Raw genomic sequence first — 16,192 nt, forward strand, 5'->3', positions numbered from 1 at the left:
TGTCAAAGCTGAAAATCAGGACATTTTAGAATTTTGAATAGCTGACCGCCTGCAGATCTTACAGCCATTGCAGCCGTGTTATCAGAACATACTTTTTATCAGACCAAACCATTCATCTGGGTATTCATGCGGATATTCATACAGGTATCCGCGCTGGATTTTCAGCCTCAATCATCAACTATAGAGGGACGTTAGATGATGAATAAAATGCTTTCAGCCTTGATCTTCAGCTGGCATCTCAGCACCTGCAGCGAGCCAAACTCACAGCCGCAGGATCATGCTTCCGCCTCATATTCCAATACTGCGCAAACTGATCCTTCCTCGGCAAACAGCAGCAACCCTTCGGCCTCTCGCAATACAGCGCATAATCAGCCGAATCCAGATAAAAACATATCTCAAAACGATAGGCAGAAAAGCGCTCCGCCCGCGGACGCGGCTCAGCGCAAAGCCAACAGCAAAGTCTTTAAAGTTTTAGACAATAATCCAGACAATTACGGCGAAGAATCCTATCAGATTCAAACCACAGAAGGACAGTTAAGCATCTATACGCTGAATTTATCCAGGCACAATGCAGCGGCGCTTTCCGAAGTCAAAGCAGGTGACTGTTTAAAGCTCACATTGCAAAGCGGTACTTTTCAGGCCATGCAGGGATTTATTGCCATTGATGAGCTGCAGAATGCCTCAATTCAGGCATGTCCTTAAAAGCCCGTCTCCCCAGCAAACCATGCCATACACAATCTCTCTGAATCACCCGGCTGAGCAGCGCTGCATTTTATAGCAGCTGTTAACGGTATTTGCCAAACACTTTCCAGGTTTTATTGTCTGCCAGCGGGTCACTGTAGCTGTCATTGCGCTGTTTACGCGGCTTATCACGCGCATCGACCAGCTGAAAATCATTTTCCACACTCAGCACGATGCCATTCACATAAAACCGCGTGCGGGTATATTCGCTTTGCCCATATTGGAATACATAGGTGCGTAAATCGATAAACTCACGGTGCGCCACCAAAGCCGCGCTGTCATCTGCATCCAGCCAGCGGTGCATAGCGGCGATTTCATGCGCTTCAAATTGCCCGCATTTCTCCACCAGGCTGGCAATGCCGCGGAAAGTTTTGGATTCTTTGGCGCGGGTTTTATTAATGCGGATGCGATCCACATGAAAATAGAACAGCGGCAGATTCAAATGGCTCGGCAGATGCACAGCATCCAGCACCTCATCTTCCATAAAAGGCTGAAACAGATCCTGCGCCCGCTCAATCAGCCCTGCCCATTGCTTATAGTATTCATCCACCTGCGCTTTGCTGCCGTAGTAAATCGGCAGGCCCTCCACATTGGCTAAATTTGCCGGCGGCCAGATGTTTTGACGCAATAAAGCAATGTCGCTTTTTAAACTTTGTACTGCAATTGCATCTTGCATGGGAACGGTCCATATTGCTTAGGCTATTTTTAGATTAAGTCAATGGTTTTGTTTCTGCAAGGCTTTGCCTATAATTAGCCTTTAAGATTTTAGATGTCAGGAAAAATTCATGGTTCAAAAGATTGATGCAGCCGATGTAACGGAAGAAGAAGCGTTAAATGCGGCTTTCTTTGAACGTGCTGATGAATTTATCAAACTTGCAAACGAATTCAGCCGTGCAGAAAAAGGCAGCCAAGAAAAACCGGCAGAAAAGCGCGGTCAAGTCAGCGCCGCCATGCTGTTCGGCACAGCCCGTTTCAATACATGGGTAGCCGCCAACAACTTCAAAGACGGCAATGAAATGCGCGATGCGAAAGATCAAGTGATGTCTTATATTTTGCAGCAGTTCCAAATGATGCTGGAAGACAATTACGACGAATACTGCGAACAGTTCGAAAACTATTTGCGCTTCCGCCACAATGAAGAATTCCATGCCAATAAGCATGATCATGACCACGATCATTAAACGCGCCCCGTTTGAGCGCAGCCTTTTATTGCTGTGCTAAATAAACGATTTAAAAGCCCTGCGGGGCTTTTATTGTTTGCATGGAGCGCATTTTTCCACCATCAAATCAGCAGCGTTTTGTCAATTTTTTACAGATTTGCTTTATTTTTATGATAAAAGTTTGATTGATCATTATTTCTGCACTTTAGGGAAAATTATGCAGCAGCTCGATTTTGGCATTATTGATGCACATATACACCAATGGGATCCCTATCACACGCCGCATGCGGCCTCTGCTGCTGTAAAACTGCTGGGCAAGCATCCCAAGCTGCTGGACAAAATGATGCGCATGCTCAAGCCTGACGATCTGATTGAAACGCTCGGCCTGACTCAGCATGTCACCTCGCCCTATCTGCCTGCCCATTATAAAGCCGATACAGGCCGCTATGCTGTCGATCAGGCGGTGCATGTCGAAGCCAGCTGGCATAACAGCAAAGGCAAAGGCGTCGTTGGTGAAACTGAATTTGTCTCTCAGCTGCCTTTTGAGCAGGAAGGCTTAAAGCTGGGCGCAATCGTCGGCACAGCAGACCCAAGGGACAGCAGCTTTAAGAAAATTTTAAAACTGCATCAAAAAGCGTCCAGCCGATTCCGCGGCATCCGCAAAATGGCCGCTGTTCATGAAGACCGCCGCATTCATGCCTGGGCGGATGAACCGCATTTGTACAGCAATAAAAAATTCATGAAAGGTTTTGAAGCGCTGGCCTCCATGGATTTAAGCTTCGATGCCTGGGTTTATTCCACACAGCTGCCGGATCTCATCCAATTGGCAAAAGCTTTTCCAGAAACCTCCATTGTTTTGGATCATTTCGGCACGCCTGCCGGTTTATTCGGTTCTATCGGCGCATATACCGGTGTCACCAAAACAGCGCGTGAAAATATCCTGTTCCGCTGGCAGGAAGATATTGCTGAACTGTCGCGCTGTCCGAATGTCTATACCAAAATGTCCGGCTTATTTATGCCCGTATTGGGCCACGGCTTTCATAAAGAGCGCCGTTTAGCCAGCAAGGAAGAAATCTTTGATTTGGCGCATCCGCTGATCAGCCATGCGCTCAGCTGCTTTGGCCCCTACCGCGTGATGTTCGCCTCCAACTTCCCGATGGACAGTGTCAGCGCTTCACTGGTCAGTCTTATTGATGCTTTCAGTGATGCGGTCGCCGCGTATGATCCCGATGCGCTGCCGCAGGTCTTTAGAAATAATGCCAAACAGTTTTACCGCATGTGAATCTGTCTTGAACTCCGCTGCTCTAAAACAGCTCACACTGCTCCCAATAAATCAAAACCCCGCAATAAAAAACTCCCAGAGCTTGAAGCTGCTGGGAGTTTTTTGCTGAAGCTCAATCAAGCTGATTGGGTTCCAAGGCGTTCAGCAAAGCCATAACGCTTTAAAAAGCGCCATCACTTTATTTTTTAGCAGTACCCTGCGCCTGGCCATATTGATCCGCCATCACTTCCACCAGCTGATCGAGGCGGATATATTTTTTAATCGCCGCGTCTACATCTGCCTTGGTTAATTTCGCAATGTCTTGATCGCGTTTTTCACGGTCAACCAAATCGCGCCCTTTTTCCAGCTGCGGAATCAGCATGCTGTGAATACGGCGCTCATCTTCCAGCGCAGTTACACGCTTTTTCAGCAGCGAAGCCTTTGCAGACTCTAGCTCCTGTTCAGTCACGCCTTTATCCAGCATGCGCTGCAGCACTTGATGCACGGTTTGTGAAACCTGTGCGGATTTTCCAGCGGTATAATTAGCGCTGATCAGCAAAGCGCCTGAATCCGTCCAGCTGTCAAAATTCACATCGGCGCCAAAACCATACACCAGCGCATTTTTCTCACGCAGCTCTTGCGCTAAACGTGAAGACAGCTGCGAATCGCCCAAAATATGACGGAACACTTGCAATGCCGGCATGTCTGGGTTTTCTATCCCCACAGGCAAGGTCAGCATAGCTTGATAGCTGCCAAACTCGCGCTGCTCTGACAAAGCATGCACTTTCTGCGCTTTATAAACGGTATATTCATCGGTTAAGCGCGCATAAGGCTCAGAAGTTTTCCAATTGCCGAATTCTTTTTTCAGCAGCTTTTGCATGCGTTTGGCATCAAAATCACCAGTAATGGCAATTTGTGCATGATTGGTTTTAAAGAACTGCTGATACAGCTGCTGCACCTGTTCACGGGTGGCGGCCTGATATTGCTGCTTCGCCAAGTCCGGTTCAAAATGGTAGCGCAGGTCTCCCGGCTGATGTATTTCAATTAAACGCGCCATAGTCAGCGCCGCCACAGTATCCGGTTCGGTATACGGACGGTCTAAGCTGGACAGGCTTTGCGATTTAATCAGATCAAACTGTGTCTGTTCAAATTCAGGCGTTTTCAGCGCTTCTAAGAAATATTTGAAGAAATCTTCAAATTGGTCTTTTTTCGCTGAAATTTGCAGGTTAAAGCTATTGCCGCTGGCGCTGACACTGGCAGAACCGCCGGATTCAATAATTTTATCCGCAATCTGCTGCAGGCTCTTGCCTTCAGATGCGCGGAACAGCAGATAGGCGGCCAGATCTAAAGTCACATCTTTATTCATCAGCGATTCGGCTGTGCCAAAATCCAAGGCAATCGATGCATAGGTTTTGTCATCGCGCGTTGCGGTTGGGTACAGTGCATATTGAATGCCATTTTTCAATTTGCCGCGCTGAATCTGCTTTTCTTTCTGCTCTAAATAGTCTTTAGACTGCTGCAGGTATTGTTGCACTTCCGCTTTATACACACTGGCATCTTTCAGCGGCTCTTCCTGAGCGGCTTGCTGATCCAGTGTTTTTGCCGGCCCTTCTTTTTTCTGCTCCACCGCCTTTTTTTGATCTTCCGGCGTTGGCAAAATGTCGCCGCTGATGCGGTGCGCTGGTGTCAGAAAAGCTTTATAAGCTTGATTGACTTCGGCCGGCGTCAGCTTTTGAATGCCATCCAAATCTTTAAAGTATTGTGTCCAGTCACCATTATGCGCCACATAATAATCACTGATGCGCGATCCCAAAGCCGCGGCATTGTTCTTAATGTTATCTGCCTGATTGCGTGTCATGCTTTTGACACGGTTCAGCTCCGTCTCATCAAAATCATTGCTGTGCTCGACACCGTTATTCAGCTCAGCCTGAACTTTTTTGGCATCATGATTCGGCGCGTATACTGCGCCTAAGAACACCAAATTAAAATCTTTATCCAGCCAGGTCGAAGCCATTACTCCCGTGGCCACCCCGGTTTCGACAATGCTTTTATACAAATGCCCGCTCGGCTGCATGGTATAAAGCACCGGCGTTAACGAAAGCGCTTTCACAATAGACGGATCTTCGCCATTCAAATAAATATTGAACTTGGCAAGATCGCTGCCTTTTTGCACGCTGAACTGGCGCTGCTGAATTTTACTGCCATCCAGTTTCGGCACAACCGCCTGCGCGGGTATGGCGCGTGAAGCAATCGGGCTGAATTGCGCATCAATTTGCTTCAGCACAGCGGCTTTATCAAACTTGCCCGACAGCACCATGACCGCATTATTCGGCGCATACCATGCACGGTAGAATTGATTCAGCTCGCGCATATTAATCGACTGCAGCTCATTCAAGTCGCCAATCGGCAAACGGCCCAAATCCTGATTGCCGTAGGCGCTTTTAAACACCTGATCCATCAGCACTGCAAACGGCTGATCCAAACGGACTTCACGTTCGCGCTTTACAATCGCAATTTCCGACGGTACATATTTTTCCTGCAGCACCAGCTTGTCCATACGTTCAGCTTCAAGATGAATCACCTCATTTAAAGCCGCCTGTTCAGGACGCACAATATTGGTATATTTGGTCGAATAATAATCCGTACTGGCATTGGTCGATAAAGTATATTGATCTAAACGGCGCTGGAACTCATCGCCTTGAACATTCTGCGTGCCTTTAAAGGCCAAATGCTCCAGCAAATGCGCCAAACCGCCTTTGCCTTTTGGATCGTTCAATGAACCCGTCTGATAGACCGTATTCATAAAAATTTTGTTTTCTTTATTATTCTGCGCAAGAATAATGCGGAAACCGTTATCCAATTTATATTCTTCAATATTTTGTTCTGTTTTCACCAGAACAGGCTGCGCGAATATCGCTGAACTGCAGCCAAGGAAAAAAAGTGAGAGAGTCAGCTGTTTAAAACGCATGGATAAAATCTTTCCAATCAAGTCTATTAATTTGTAATGCTGTTCATTTTAGAGAATGATTCTCATCATATACCGTAATTTGGCATTTTGGCTGTATCTTTTCTGCATCTGCCGCATGAATCCAGCAAAGGCACGAAGATGCGCTCAAACCATGCCTGCTATGCGGAATAAGAAAATACGGAATAAAAATTAACGGGCAAAACTGAATGCCCGCTTAATTTTCTGCAATTTTACGCGTCTATTGAAATTTCCGCCTGCATATACAGCTTGGCATAACCCGAAATTTCAATCCGCTCATTCTCCAAAATACGGCAATACAGCTCACCGCCGCGCGCCGAAGCCTGATACGCCATCAGCTCATTTTTACCCAGCTTAGCGGCCCAAATCGGCACGATGCCAGTATGGATCGAACCCGTCACCGGATCTTCAGGAATGCCGTTTGCCGGTGCAAAATAGCGGGATACGCAATCGTACTGCGGACTGTTTGAGGTAATAGCAACATCCAGCGAAACATCCGCATCTGAAGCGGTAATCGCTGTACGGATGCGGCCCAATTGCTTCAGCAGCTCAAAATCAGGCTGCTCATCCAGCACATCCTGCACCGATTCATATTCGACAATATAGGCCTGCGCGTTCAAATACACCTGCTTAAACGGCTTCGTCAAAGCCTGCCTTAACAGTTCAGGATAGTCCTGCACGGCCTGCGCGCGGCGCATGGGAAAATTCATTTGAATCTTGCCATCTGCGGCCTGCTCTACTGTAAAGATGCCTAAATTTGCAACATGAAACTGAATCTGTGAAGCATCGGTAAAATCTTTGAATATGACATGGCTGCTGGCCAGTGTGGCATGGCCGCAAAAGTCCACCTCTGTGGTCGGTGTAAACCAGCGGATTTCATAATTTTGCGCATCCAGCACTTTGACGAAAGCCGTTTCAGATAGATTATTTTCCAGTGCGATATTTTGCATCAGCGTGTCATCCAGCCAGTCGTGCAGCACAATAACCGCTGCGGGATTGCCTTTAAATAACTGCTGTGTGAACGCATCTACCTGATACATTTTCATGTATATCTTCCCCTGCTTGATGAACGGATAAGCTCTGCCCGCCAGACTTTTCCAGCTAAAAAAATAAAAGCCAATACATGCGGTATTGGCTTTTATCATTGAACTTATAGGATGAACCATATGTTCAGATTGTGGCTTTAAACATGCGTTAAATCCACATCATCTTGATTGAAAATTGTTTTATTTGTTTGCCCCAGCAATTGACTGGTCACTGTTCCGGCAGTCATTGAGCCGCTCACATTCAATGCCGTACGGCCCATGTCAATCAGCGGTTCAATCGAAATCAGCAAAGCCACCAAAGTCACCGGCAGGCCCATGATCGGAAGCACTATCAGCGCAGCAAATGTCGCGCCGCCGCCGACTCCAGCAACCCCAATCGAACTGAGGGTAACCACTGAGATCAAGGTCAAGATCCATAAAGGGTCCAGCGGGTTAATGCCGACTGTCGGCGCCACCATCACCGCCAGCATGGCTGGATACAGTCCAGCGCAGCCATTTTGCCCAATGGTTGTGCCAAAGGAGGCAGAAAAACTGGCGATCGATTCCGGCACGCCAACGCGGCGGGTTTGCGCTTCAATATTTAAAGGAATACTGGCCGCGCTGGAACGGCTGGTAAAAGCAAACGCCAAGACCGGCATGACTTTTTTAAAGAATTTCAGCGGGTTGATGCCTGTCATAAGCAAAATCAGCGCATGTACAGCAAACATAATCGCGAGGCCGATATAAGACGCCGCTAAAAATCCGCCGAGATTCCATATATCTGCCGCATTTGAACTTGCGACAACTTTAGTAATTAAAGCAAACACGCCATATGGGGTCAGCAGCATGACCAGACGCACCAGTTTCATGACCCAGCCTTGCAGCGTTTCAATCGCAATCAGCACCCGGTGGCCTTTTTCAGCATCCTCATTAATCAGCTTAATGCCGGCCATGCCCAGCATCGCTGCGAAAATCACCACGCTGATGATAGACGTTGGATGCGCGCCGGTCAGTTCAGCAAAAGGATTGGTTGGAATAAATGACAGCACCAAATCCGGTACGCTTAAATCCGTCACTTTAGATATGTATTCAGTATTCAGCTGGTTTAAACACTCCGTTTCCTGCGTGCCCTGCACCAACCCAGCAGCCGTCAGGCCAAATAGGTTTGTTACGATGACACCAACCAAAGCGGCAATAAAAGTCGTGATCAGCAGCGTGCCAATGCTGATGACACTGATTTTCCCTAATGAACTGGCGTCATGCAGCCGAATGACGGCCCCTAAAATTGAAACAAACACCAGCGGCATCACCACCATTTGCAGCAGCCGGACATAGCCGCTGCCGACAATATTGAACCACTGAATTGATTCGGTTAACACCTCTGGCGAACTGCCGTAAACCGCATGCAGCCCAAAGCCAAATAATACCCCTAAGCCCAGACCCGCAAAAACTTTCTTTGACAGGCTCCATTGGGTTTTATGCATTTGCGCCAAAACGAGCAAAAGCGCAATAAACACTGCAATATTCAGTATTAATGGCGTATTCATGATGATTCCTTGATTTCCATTTGGCTATTATACCCTTGCTGGCGGTTGATCCCAGCGGCATATTTTGTAATAGTCTAAAAATGGATTTCGGCTGCTGGTCAGAAATAATCCATTGATGCAGATCAGATTATTCCAGGCTTATTCAATATTTCGCTTGCGTCCTGCTCAGCAGCACAAACATCCCGCCTTATCTTTAAAATAGAGTCTTAATTCAGGTTTACTGCATGCTTTCACATCTTCTTCCCGTTGAGTTGGAAAAATCATACCGCTTGCTGAATCATGGCCCGACTGTGCTGGTCTCCGCCCAAGATGGAGCTCATGCCGATGTCATGACCGCCGCTTGGGCATGCGCCTTGGAATTCAGTCCGGCGAAAGTGACGGTCGTGCTGGATAAAAGCACAAAGACCCGTGAAATCATTGAAAAATCCGGCTATTTTGCCCTGCAGGTGCCGACGCTCAAACAGCTCAAAATGGTCTATGCCTTGGGCATGATCAGTTTAAAAGATGCGCCGGAAAAGCTCCGCCAATCCGGTACGGAATTATTTCACTTTCCAAATTCCACTATTCCCGCCGTTGCAGGCTGTTCTGCATGGCTGCTGTGTGAATTGATTTCCGAACCGCATAATCAGCAGTCTCATGATTTATTTATCGGCAAAGTCATTGCCGCCTATGCGGATGAACGGGTTTTCAGAGATGGCCACTGGCATTATGAAGATGCCGATGACGAATGGAAAAGCCTGCACCATGTCGCCGGCGGTCATTTTTACACCATTGGCAGCCCGGTCAGCATCGGCCATGATGAATAGGCCCTAAAATTCACTCAGCCCTAAAGATGAATAGGCTTATAAATCCCTTGAGGATTCAAAACTGATCTGCACATTCTGCCGTCTTTTTTGAAGCGTATTCATCTCAATATTCTTGATCGAAGATTCAACTTTTTGGATTTAGATGCTACATTGATTTCAATGCAAAAATTATGAGAAGTGTATCCAATGACTTTTAAAATCCACTGTATAGACGTCAAAAATGCGCTTCAAAATTATATCTGGCTGCTCGAACATGAAAGCTCGCATGACGTCATTGCTGTTGATCCCACTGAAGCCGATTTAGTCGAGCAATACTGCCAGGAACATCAGCTGAACTTAACGCAAATTTGGCTGACGCATTGGCATAAAGACCATATCGGCGGCGTGCCTGCGCTGATCGCTGGGCGCAATATTCCGGTATATGGCCCGCGGGATGAACTCAGCAAAATACCGTTTATCACTCATCCGCTGGCAGATGAAGGCCATGTGGAGTTTCATGGCTTGAATATCGATATTATTGCCGTACCTGGACACACTCTAGGCCACATTGTTTATTTTATTGATGCGCTGGATGTGCTGTTCTGCGGCGATACGTTATTTGCCATGGGCTGCGGCCGCGTCTTTGAAGGCACGCATCAGCAGATGTTCAGCTCCTTGACCAGCTTGGCTGCCCTGCCGCCGCGCACCAAAGTGTACTGCACGCATGAATATACGCTTTCCAACGCCCAGTTTGCACTGCAGGCAGAACCGCATAACAAGGCCATACAGGAACGCTTTGAGCACGTTGAAGCGCAGCGCATGCTCGGTCAATGCACTTTGCCCAGCACCATTGAGCTGGAACTGGAAACCAATCCATTTATCCGGGCAGAAAATACAGCTGAATTTCAGCGCTTAAGAGAAATGAAAGATAACTTTTAAGTTTAGAACTTTTAAATCTTCAATGATGATTCACGTTTTAATGCTGAAAAAGCCGAGCTTAATTGCGGGTCATCGGCTCTACGCATTCAAACATATGGATATTCGCTTTAACGCTTAAAGGATGCGTAATATCCCATCCACGCCGGCAATCCAATTACAGAATTTGATTGCCTTGCGCAAACTCATCCAGTTCAGGCTGTGTGACCACACGCAGCGCATGCATTTCATCTACACGGACTAAAAGCAAACCGCCTAGCGCCGGCTGATAGCGTCTCGCGCTGCCAAAGGGTGTGTAAGCCACCTCTGACTGCTCCGCAAAGATCAGCCAATCTTCATGCCCCAGCATGACCGCAGCCGGCTGCTGATTGTCCTGCTGCATTTTTTCAATGCGATTGGCCACAAATTGTTCAATTGTTTCGGACCGCATGCTGATTGCTCCTTCTTTTCTGTTTTTCATCTGCAGGTTGAATAAAGGCAAAATGCGCCCTGCTTTATTTTAAACATAAAGCAATTCAGTCATATGATGGCATATTAGTGTGATCGGCATGTTTATATTCTTTTTATAACAGATGAATTGTTATCATTTGCATGATCTGCAGTCAATCAAGCCAGAGTATAAGACCTATTGATGAACTATTTGTTTCAAGTTAATTCTGAATATAATTGGTTACATTGTTATTTTTTAATTTTAAATCAGCAACATATTCTATGATTCAGATCAAATCACCACTTATCTCAGTTTGTTTTTCAAGCAAAAAAATGTAATTTAGAAAAATATTGATTTTTGCCCTTTAAAAAATATTTAAACATCCCTATTAAATATTTATTAATGAATAAGGAGTTCGCTCGTGAAAAAAGTGGTTAAAGCAAAAAATCTGATCGCATTTCGTCTTTGGCTTGAAAAATTAGGCTATAACGTCCGGACTTTAGCAGACAATAAAGGTTTCTCTTTCAGCTTTAAAAAAGAATACGGCTTGGTGACTTATGACCTTAGCGGCAATGCTTTAGCCATGCAGCTGGGTGAAGAATTTGAAGATCATCTGAAGGCATAAATCATCTTTGCCAATTTTGATCGAGAAAAATGGATTTTTCGGAACAAATACAGCCCTCCTCTGCGAGGGTTTTTTAATGCGCAGAATTTGATTGATATGATCTTTGCGCCAGCCTATATATTTTTCAGCCAGCTCGCTGCCCGGCCATAAATCCAATGCCTGCGTTATTTCAGGCAATAAAAAAGCAAGGCCTATAGCCTTGCTTTTTTGAATTTGGTGGGGATAGAGAGACTCGAACTCTCACGCCCAGAGGGCGCTGCGACCTGAACACAGTGCGTCTACCAATTCCGCCATATCCCCGTAGGTCGCCAATTATACTCGCATATAAGTGGACTTTTAAGCTTTATTTACGATGGTGGGGACGGAGAGACTCGAACTCTCACACCTCGCGGCGCTGGAACCTAAATCCAGTGCGTCTACCAATTTCGCCACGTCCCCATCAGGGTGCTGACCTAAGTCAGTCTTTCTTAAAGCTTGGCAGAGGATCAAGGACTCGAACCTTGACGAACGGTTTTGGAGACCGTCATGCTACCATTACACCAATCCTCTATTTTCTTAATCCTCAAGCTTGCGCTCAAGTTTTAAGTGGTGGGGACGGAGAGACTCGAACTCTCACACCTCGCGGCGCTGGAACCTAAATCCAGTGCGTCTACCAATTTCGCCACGTCCCCATCGGGTGCCAGTTATATCAAAATAAATGGACTTTCTGTACTTTTTTGCTTCAAAATCCTGCAATAAAAAAGCAAGGTAAAACTGACCTTGCTTTAATACTTGATGGTGGGGACGGAGAGACTCGAACTCTCACACCTCGCGGCGCTGGAACCTAAATCCAGTGCGTCTACCAATTTCGCCACGTCCCCATCAGGGTGCTGACCTAAGTCAGTCTTTCTTAAAGCTTGGCAGAGGATCAAGGACTCGAACCTTGACGAACGGTTTTGGAGACCGTCATGCTACCATTACACCAATCCTCTATTTTCTTAATCCTCAAGCTTGCGCTCAAGTTTTAAGTGGTGGGGACGGAGAGACTCGAACTCTCACACCTCGCGGCGCTGGAACCTAAATCCAGTGCGTCTACCAATTTCGCCACGTCCCCGATGGCTGTGTATATTATAGAGATCACCTGTATATGACAAGCCTTTTTTAGAAAAAAGCCTTTTGTTTGCTTAAATAAAAAACAAAAAAAGATTTCAGCGCTTTTCTTAAACAATTTCAGTCATTAAGCGCATTTTTATTTGATAATAATCACGTATTCTGAGCGTTTTTTTCTTGGCAAGCATGGTCTGCAAAATCGGCAGGAATACCTCAAATTGTTCCGGAAGATCAATTATTAACCACTGGCAATGCAAATATGCCCAGTCCTGATAGCTGCGGGCCTGCAGCCTTTGCCCCGTCAGCCATTCCAGCAGCACAATCCCCAAAGCATAAATTTCGCTTTGCATGCTTTTTGCTTCACCATGAAACAATTCCGGCGCCATATAGCGCGGGGTCGCATTCATCACTGCCGGAGGTTCAGCCTCCATCATGACGGCCTGCTCAAAATCAATCAGCTTGACTTGCCCCGCATAAACAACGAAATGCTCAGCTTTTAAGTCGGCATGAATCCACCCTGTTTGCGCCAAGGCATCTAAAGCATTCACCGCCTGCATGATTAAGGCGGCAATAGCATCGCTGCGCAGAGATTTCGGGTCTTGCTCAAAAAATGACGGCGCATGCGGCAGCAGCAAGGCTTGCGGATGCATCTGCGCGCCGCCGATTTCTACGGGCAGCTGCGCAATGGAAAGAATCTGATGCGGAAGCAAAAAGCTGGCCCGCTGCTCTGACCATTGCTGATACGAGGACAGCTCTTGCAAAAAACCGCTTTGCGCATGCTTGGAGCCATTGGGCTGCATGCTCTGCCCTTTTAGCCAAAACGCTGCGGCACCCCATGAAGCATCAGCAGATGTTTCAATGCACTTAGCCGGATTGAACTGCAGCTGATATAAATAACGGCCAAAGCTCAAACTTTGCGTTTTGCTCATGCATTGAACATCAGCATTTTGCAGCAGTCGAAGATCAAACGGCAATATATTCGGCATGCTGCTGTTCAGGCGCGTTTTTATAATTCAGCACTTCCAAGCAGTGCTGAATGGTTTTGCCCACCCGCGCATGGATTTCAATCAGTGAAATTTTAGGCCATGTGGCCCGCTCGCCTTCGCGCTGCAAGGTTTTAAATAAATATGGACGGGGATTCTGTAGCATGTAGCTGTAATGGCGCAGGCTGTGCTTGCCGACAATATTCACATCGCCATAATAACGCTGATCGACCACACCATAGCCATGATCCAGCAAACGGCGGATAGGCGGCACGCTTCCGACACGTTCCCGGGCAAAATCCATCACGCCTTTGGTGATCACTTTACCCTGCCGGCGGATAATCCGTTCCGGCCAGCTCAGCATATCTTTACGAAATCTGGACACGTCATTTTGCATAAACGGCACAATGTGCGGATTCACCTGGCTGGCAATCGTATAATTGATATTGTACAGGCGCGCCATTTTTTCTTGCGGAAAATCACTGCGTACACTGCCATCCACCCAGCGGGTAGATGCCATATACGGCGTATACTGGCCATCATAACGCTTGCTGGTCAGCTTCACAGGTGGAAATAAAATCGGCACAGCACACGATGCCAGCACGGCGCTCCACACCAGCAAGTCTGGCGAGGTATAGGCATTCATAATGCGGGCATCTTGCGAGGTGTCATAAGGAGCAACTGCAATATTGATATTCAGGCCCGAATTTTTTTGCGCTTCAGCAAAAGTCACATCACCCAAATTTTCCTTGAGGAAGTTTTTTAAATATTTAACATCGGCCAAGCCGCCATTGCCGCGCAGCAAATCGCTGAGCTTTCTAAAATGAAAGGCTTCGCTGTAAAAATTATGGCCTTTTAAAATTTCCATAAAGTCGGAAGGCTTAGATACGCCCAGCATGCCCGTCATAATGGCGCCCGCGCTCGATCCAGACAGCACTTTAGGCATCAAATCCTGTTCCATCAGCGCCTTGCATACACCGGTATGGAACAACCCCAATGTAGAACCGCCAGAGAACATCAGCGCCGGCTGGCCAAATGCTTTCTGGCTGTGTTCAAAAAACGTGATTTTCTCTTCAAGGCTCAGGCATTCGCATTGTTCCGAAGCAATATACGCCAAGCTCTCACTCACTTCTGCAACGTAGTCTTCAATGATTTTTTTGGTGCCGACATAGGTCACTGAAAATAAAAGCGGATGCGCAATATTGGCAATATCATAGGTTAAGCCTTCACTTAAAATATACATTAAATCGCGCGTGCGGTTTTGCTGCCTGTAGCGCTTCAGCAGCGACAAGCGGTGCACAATGATTTCGGCATCAAAATAAGGAGAACAGTTGTCCAGCTTCCATTCCTGAGCGCCGGATTCTTCGTCAATTTTCAGTGCAGTATTCTTCCATTCTTCGTAGCTTTCCGCAGTGTCCAATTTGCGCTGTAATTTTTTTATGCGATACGCTTGGTGCGGATTAATATCCCTAGCAAAGTCTTTCAGTAGCATATCTATCTCTCTGCGCTGGCTTTGATTGTCTGCATCTTTTATGCATATTCAACTGTTGCAAAATTTGAACTTCAATTCAATAGCTAAAATTTTGCAACAGTTGGCATATCTTGCCGAAATGCTATACATTATTGAAATACTATACATTATTAATGCAATACTGCATCTATTCATTGATTAATCACAAGCTGAAAACTCATGCCAACCATTGATTTGCCAGATAATATTTTAGAGTCACTCTCTACTGTGCTCTTGCAATTGCAGCAAAGCTTGCCTGAAATTAAAAAAGCGCCCGACTTTTCCAGCGCCGCCTATAAATGGCAAGACAAACAGCTCAAAGCCATTCATCAGCCCAAGAAAATGTATCTGGACGATTTAAAAGGCATCGAACGGCAAAAAGAAAAAGTGATTCAAAATACATTGCAATTCTTACAGGGCTTGCCGGCCAATGATGTGCTGCTGACCGGTTCCCGCGGAACAGGAAAATCATCCATTGTCCGCGCCCTGCTGACCGAATATGAATCTGCCGGTTTGCGCCTGATTGAAATTGAACGCGACGATTTATCTGATTTGCCTGAAATTCAAAAACTGATCGCGGATCGCCCAGAAAAATTCATCGTGTATTGCGATGATTTAGCGTTCAATGCCGAAGATGAAAATTACCGCAGTTTAAAAAGTGTTTTAGATGGTTCTTTGCAGTCCGGTTCCAGCAATTTCATCATTTACGCCACCAGCAACCGCCGTCATTTGCTGCCTGAATTCATGCATGAAAATACGCCCGTCACCAAAGTCGACGTGCCGCAATATACCGAGCTGCATCCACAGGAAGCGATTGAAGAAAAAATTTCACTGTCTGACCGTTTTGGCTTATGGCTCTCTTTCTACCCAATGGATCAAAAACTGTATTTGGAAATTGTTGAGCACTATTTGGCGAAAGCATCTATGCCATGGACTGAAGAAGCGCGCGCTGAAGCCTTAAGATGGTGCCAAAGCCGCGGGCAGCGTTCAGGCCGTGCAGCGTATCAATTTTCAAAGCATTGGATTGGTTCGCAGCAGTTGAAACAAATATAGTCATCAATAAAAAGAACCGCTTTTGCGGTTCTTTTTTGTCTCAGCTTTAAATCTCAGGAAG

The 16,192-nt window shown here is 46.5% G+C and carries 14 protein-coding genes and 7 tRNA genes; 7 read left to right on the plus strand and 14 right to left on the minus strand.

Going from position 1 to position 16,192, the window contains the following annotated elements:
* Positions 1-195 precede the first annotated feature (195 nt).
* The gene (locus ACE3T3_RS05850; protein ID WP_374664984.1) at positions 196-702 is read left to right on the plus strand and encodes a hypothetical protein; all 507 of its coding nucleotides are present in this window, start codon (positions 196-198) and stop codon (positions 700-702) included.
* 82 nt (positions 703-784) lie between these two features.
* On the opposite strand, the gene ACE3T3_RS05855 is transcribed toward ACE3T3_RS05850, so the two are convergent.
* Complete coding sequence (locus tag ACE3T3_RS05855) at positions 785-1,417, minus strand: hypothetical protein (protein WP_374664986.1); 633 nt, start codon at positions 1,415-1,417, stop codon at positions 785-787.
* Positions 1,418-1,526: 109 nt separating this feature from the next.
* Between ACE3T3_RS05855 and ACE3T3_RS05860 the strand changes: the two genes are divergently transcribed.
* Together ACE3T3_RS05860 and ACE3T3_RS05865 are read left to right on the plus strand one after the other, a co-directional pair.
* On the plus strand, positions 1,527-1,922 hold the full coding sequence (locus tag ACE3T3_RS05860) for a DUF3144 domain-containing protein (RefSeq protein WP_374664987.1): 396 nt from the start codon (positions 1,527-1,529) through the stop codon (positions 1,920-1,922).
* Positions 1,923-2,118: 196 nt separating this feature from the next.
* Entirely contained in the window at positions 2,119-3,183 is a 1,065-nt protein-coding gene (locus tag ACE3T3_RS05865) for an amidohydrolase (protein WP_374664989.1), read from the plus strand.
* Positions 3,184-3,361: 178 nt separating this feature from the next.
* Here ACE3T3_RS05865 and ACE3T3_RS05870 read toward each other — a convergent pair whose 3' ends face one another.
* The 3 genes from ACE3T3_RS05870 to ACE3T3_RS05880 form a co-directional block, all read right to left on the minus strand.
* The gene (locus ACE3T3_RS05870) at positions 3,362-6,130 is read right to left on the minus strand and encodes a M16 family metallopeptidase (protein WP_374664991.1); all 2,769 of its coding nucleotides are present in this window, start codon (positions 6,128-6,130) and stop codon (positions 3,362-3,364) included.
* A 230-nt stretch (positions 6,131-6,360) separates the two neighbouring features.
* A complete protein-coding gene (locus ACE3T3_RS05875) occupies positions 6,361-7,194 on the minus strand; it encodes a PhzF family phenazine biosynthesis protein (protein ID WP_374664993.1) in 834 nt (277 codons plus the stop codon).
* A 137-nt stretch (positions 7,195-7,331) separates the two neighbouring features.
* Positions 7,332-8,720 carry an L-cystine transporter gene (locus tag ACE3T3_RS05880; protein ID WP_374664995.1) on the minus strand — a complete coding sequence of 463 codons (1,389 nt, stop codon included), beginning with the start codon at positions 8,718-8,720 and terminating at the stop codon, positions 7,332-7,334.
* Between the two features lie 224 nt (positions 8,721-8,944).
* Between ACE3T3_RS05880 and ACE3T3_RS05885 the strand changes: the two genes are divergently transcribed.
* Together ACE3T3_RS05885 and gloB are read left to right on the plus strand one after the other, a co-directional pair.
* Positions 8,945-9,526 (plus strand): flavin reductase family protein, encoded by a 582-nt coding sequence (locus tag ACE3T3_RS05885; protein WP_374664997.1) that lies wholly within the window; start codon positions 8,945-8,947, stop codon positions 9,524-9,526.
* A gap of 186 nt (positions 9,527-9,712) precedes the next feature.
* On the plus strand, positions 9,713-10,444 hold the full coding sequence (gloB, locus tag ACE3T3_RS05890; RefSeq protein ID WP_374664999.1) for a hydroxyacylglutathione hydrolase: 732 nt from the start codon (positions 9,713-9,715) through the stop codon (positions 10,442-10,444).
* 154 nt (positions 10,445-10,598) lie between these two features.
* Here gloB and ACE3T3_RS05895 read toward each other — a convergent pair whose 3' ends face one another.
* The gene (locus ACE3T3_RS05895) at positions 10,599-10,871 is read right to left on the minus strand and encodes a hypothetical protein (RefSeq protein ID WP_374665001.1); all 273 of its coding nucleotides are present in this window, start codon (positions 10,869-10,871) and stop codon (positions 10,599-10,601) included.
* 421 nt (positions 10,872-11,292) lie between these two features.
* Between ACE3T3_RS05895 and ACE3T3_RS05900 the strand changes: the two genes are divergently transcribed.
* On the plus strand, positions 11,293-11,496 hold the full coding sequence (locus ACE3T3_RS05900) for a hypothetical protein (RefSeq protein ID WP_374665003.1): 204 nt from the start codon (positions 11,293-11,295) through the stop codon (positions 11,494-11,496).
* Between the two features lie 214 nt (positions 11,497-11,710).
* Here the strand turns inward: ACE3T3_RS05900 and ACE3T3_RS05905 are convergent.
* The 9 genes from ACE3T3_RS05905 to ACE3T3_RS05945 form a co-directional block, all read right to left on the minus strand.
* Positions 11,711-11,796 (minus strand) — tRNA-Leu (locus tag ACE3T3_RS05905).
* A 53-nt stretch (positions 11,797-11,849) separates the two neighbouring features.
* Positions 11,850-11,934 (minus strand) — tRNA-Leu (locus ACE3T3_RS05910).
* Positions 11,935-11,971: 37 nt separating this feature from the next.
* Positions 11,972-12,045: transfer RNA gene (locus ACE3T3_RS05915), tRNA-Trp, on the minus strand.
* 37 nt (positions 12,046-12,082) lie between these two features.
* Positions 12,083-12,167 (minus strand) — tRNA-Leu (locus ACE3T3_RS05920).
* A 104-nt stretch (positions 12,168-12,271) separates the two neighbouring features.
* Positions 12,272-12,356 (minus strand) — tRNA-Leu (locus tag ACE3T3_RS05925).
* A 37-nt stretch (positions 12,357-12,393) separates the two neighbouring features.
* A tRNA-Trp gene (locus ACE3T3_RS05930) sits at positions 12,394-12,467 on the minus strand.
* Between the two features lie 37 nt (positions 12,468-12,504).
* Positions 12,505-12,589, minus strand: a tRNA-Leu gene (locus ACE3T3_RS05935).
* 106 nt (positions 12,590-12,695) lie between these two features.
* Positions 12,696-13,571, minus strand: coding sequence for a protein kinase (locus ACE3T3_RS05940; RefSeq protein ID WP_374665005.1), 876 nt, complete (start codon positions 13,569-13,571; stop codon positions 12,696-12,698).
* Positions 13,549-15,060: a DUF3336 domain-containing protein gene (locus tag ACE3T3_RS05945; RefSeq protein WP_374665007.1), complete on the minus strand. Its 1,512-nt coding sequence runs from the start codon at positions 15,058-15,060 to the stop codon at positions 13,549-13,551. The genes ACE3T3_RS05940 and ACE3T3_RS05945 overlap by 23 nt, the downstream gene beginning before the upstream one ends.
* A 198-nt stretch (positions 15,061-15,258) precedes the next feature.
* Between ACE3T3_RS05945 and ACE3T3_RS05950 the strand changes: the two genes are divergently transcribed.
* Positions 15,259-16,131 carry an ATP-binding protein gene (locus ACE3T3_RS05950; RefSeq protein WP_374665009.1) on the plus strand — a complete coding sequence of 291 codons (873 nt, stop codon included), beginning with the start codon at positions 15,259-15,261 and terminating at the stop codon, positions 16,129-16,131.
* Positions 16,132-16,192 lie beyond the last annotated feature (61 nt).

This window comes from Acinetobacter sp., from assembly GCF_041919735.1.
Taxonomy (GTDB): Bacteria; Pseudomonadota; Gammaproteobacteria; order Pseudomonadales; family Moraxellaceae; genus Acinetobacter.